The sequence below is a fragment of the Mesorhizobium sp. M5C.F.Ca.IN.020.29.1.1 genome (genome assembly GCF_003997375.1).
Classification (GTDB): Bacteria; Pseudomonadota; Alphaproteobacteria; order Rhizobiales; family Rhizobiaceae; genus Mesorhizobium; species Mesorhizobium wenxiniae.
The window spans coordinates 1-2,645 of record NZ_RZSW01000693.1 but is presented as its reverse complement, the minus strand read 5'-3'; the positions used below and the strand labels follow the sequence as shown (position 1 = coordinate 2,645).

General features: G+C 65.4%; 3 protein-coding genes and 1 pseudogene. All 4 read left to right on the top strand.

What is annotated here, in order from left to right:
• Positions 1 to 518 (top strand): ABC transporter permease (locus EOA85_RS32195; RefSeq protein WP_164760026.1); only part of this gene is annotated, 518 nt, incomplete at its 5' end.
• Positions 515 to 1,453, top strand: coding sequence for an ABC transporter ATP-binding protein (locus EOA85_RS32190; protein ID WP_127212419.1), 939 nt, complete (start codon positions 515 to 517; stop codon positions 1,451 to 1,453). The genes EOA85_RS32195 and EOA85_RS32190, both read left to right, overlap by 4 nt.
• A pseudogene (locus tag EOA85_RS32185) lies at positions 1,450 to 2,209 on the top strand (ABC transporter permease). Before EOA85_RS32190 ends, EOA85_RS32185 begins: the two are co-directional and overlap by 4 nt.
• A 269-nt stretch (positions 2,210 to 2,478) precedes the next feature.
• On the top strand, positions 2,479 to 2,645 hold a 167-nt coding region (locus tag EOA85_RS32180; protein WP_164760025.1), incomplete at its 3' end, for a sodium/proton-translocating pyrophosphatase.

Below are 2,645 nucleotides of genomic sequence, written 5' to 3'. Positions count from 1 at the left end.
ACATCATCCAGACCTTTCCTTCCATCGCGCTGTTCGGCCTGCTGATCGCGCCGCTCGGCTGGGTCGCCACGCATGTGCCGGGAGCGGCGGCGCTTGGCATTCGCGGCATCGGCACCGCCCCCGCCTTCCACGCGCTGTTCCTCTATTCGCTGCTGCCGGTGGTGGCCAACACCGTGGTCGGCCTTGCCGGCGTGCCGCGCGCCGCCAACGACGCCGCCCGCGGCATGGGCATGACCGATCGCCAGCGCCTGTTCGGCGTCGAGTTTCCGCTGGCTTTTCCGGTCATCCTCACTGGCATCCGCATCGTGCTGGTGCAGAACATCGGCCTCGCCACCATTGCCGCGCTGATCGGCGGCGGCGGCTTCGGCGTGTTCGTGTTCCAGGGCGTCGGCCAGACGGCGATGGACCTGGTGCTGCTCGGCGCCGTGCCGACGGTGGCGATGGCCTTTGCCGCCGCCATCATCCTCGACGCAGTGATCGAAATGACCGCCACCAAGCGCAGGGTTGAAACGGCATGATCGAGATCGAAGGCATTACCAAGCGCTATGGCGCGACGACCGTCGTCGACGACGTGTCGATGCTGATAGAACCACGCACCATCGCCGTGATTGTCGGCACTTCCGGCTCCGGCAAAACGACGCTGCTACGCATGATCAACCGGCTGGTCGAGCCGACCTCGGGCGTCATCAAGCTAGACGGCGCCGACAACCGTTCGCTGCCCGGCTACGAACTGCGGCGCAGCATCGGCTACGCCATCCAGGGCCACGGCCTGTTTCCGCACCGCACGGTGGCGCAGAACATCGCCACCGTGCCAGTGCTGCTCGGCTGGGACAAGGCTCGCATCAAGGCCCGTGTCGAAGAGTTAATGACGCTCTATCAGCTCGACCCCGAGGCGTTCGGGCCGCGCTATCCGCACGAGCTTTCCGGTGGCCAGCAGCAGCGCGTCGGCGTTGCCCGCGCGCTTGCCGCCGAGCCGAACGTGCTTCTGATGGACGAGCCGTTCGGTGCCCTCGACCCGATCATCCGCAATAAGGCGCAGGAGGATCTTCTGGCGATCCAGAAGCGCTTTGGCACCACCATCATCCTCGTCACCCATGACATGGAGGAGGCGGTGCATATGGGCGACAAGATCGCGGTGATGGATGCCGGCAAGCTCGTGCAATATGCCAAGCCCGCCGAGATCCTGGCGAAGCCGGCCAGCGCCTTCGTCGAGACACTGGTCGGCGCCAGCGAAAAACCGTTCAGACTGCTGTCGCTCGGCCGCGTGCGCGACGCGGTGGAGACGGGCACCGCCGAAGGCGAGGCGATCCCCGACGACGCCAGCCAGCGCGATGCGCTGGCTGAACTCCTCTGGTCGGGACGCCCGGCGCTGCCGGTGAAAGGCGCCGACGGCAAGCCGCTCGGCCGCGTGACGGTGGACGGGCTGGTGAAACGCGCAGCGAGGCCGGCGTGAAAGAGGCCGGTGTAAAAGCCTGGCTTGCGTCGCTGCTCAGGCTTGTCCTGGTGGTGTTGCTGGTTGCGTTCGTGACCCAATCCCGGCTGGTTCGAACCGCTGCTGAAGCCGCTGACCGAGAACAACGCGCCGGCAGTCTACAATCAGGGCAGCCTTTTGACGTTGACGCTGCTGCATCTGCGGACCGTGCTGATCGCGACGGTGGCGGCGACCATCATTGCCGTGGCGCTCGCCATCCGGGTCACCAGGCCGGCCGGCGTCGAATTCCTGCCGCTGTCGCGCAGCCTGGTCAATATCGGCCAGACCTTTCCGCCGGTGGCGGTGCTGGCGCTGGCTGTGCCGGCGGTCGGCTTTGGCGAGAAGCCGACACTGATCGCGCTGTTTCTCTACGGCCTTCTGCCGATCTTCGAGAACGCGCTGACCGGGCTGACGACGCTGCCGGCCAATGTGGTCGAGGCGGCGCGCGGCGCCGGCATGACCGGCTGGCAAAGGCTGGTCAAGGTCGAGCTGCCGCTCAGCGCGCCGATCATCCTCGGCGGTATCCGGCTGTCGGTGGTCATCAGCCTCGCCACCGCGACGATCGGCTCGACCGTGGCGGCCAAAACGCTGGGCGAGGTGATCATCGCCGGTCTGTTGTCGAACAACCTCGCGTTCGTCCTGCAGGGCGGCCTGATCGTTGCCGCCCTTGCCGTGCTGATCTATGACGGGCTGTCGGCGATCGAGCGCTACACCGCGCGCCGCATGGGGCAGGCGTAGCCGACAAATCAGCTCAGATATCGCCTTGCTTATCTCGACGGGAAACAGTGATTTCCATGGCCCGACCGGGTTCTGAAGTGAAGGATAGCGGCTCTACCGAGAGGGTTTAGGCGAAAGCCGGGCAAAAACCGAACAATATCTTGACGTTCGCAACCCTGTTTCGCATAAGCCGGTGCGAAGGGAGCGGATTCCGCGCGCGGAATCCGCTCCCCTGTCTCAACGGCCCAGGGAGGGGTTCTTTTGGGTCATCAAGCGAGGAAAATCCGGCAATGACCATAATTTCAGCTGTCATCGCCTGCGGTCTGCTTTCAGTCCTTTACGCCATCTGGGCGACACGTTCGGTCCTCGCGGCCGATCAGGGCAATGCACGCATGCAGGAAATTTCCGCGGCCATCCGCGAAGGCGCGCAGGCCTATCTGGCGCGCCAGTACACCAC

Excerpts from the sequence above, each read along its gene's own strand:
- EOA85_RS32190 (WP_127212419.1), top strand. The coding sequence starts at position 515 with ATGATCGAGATCGAAGGCATTACCAAGCGCTATGGCGCGACGACCGTC.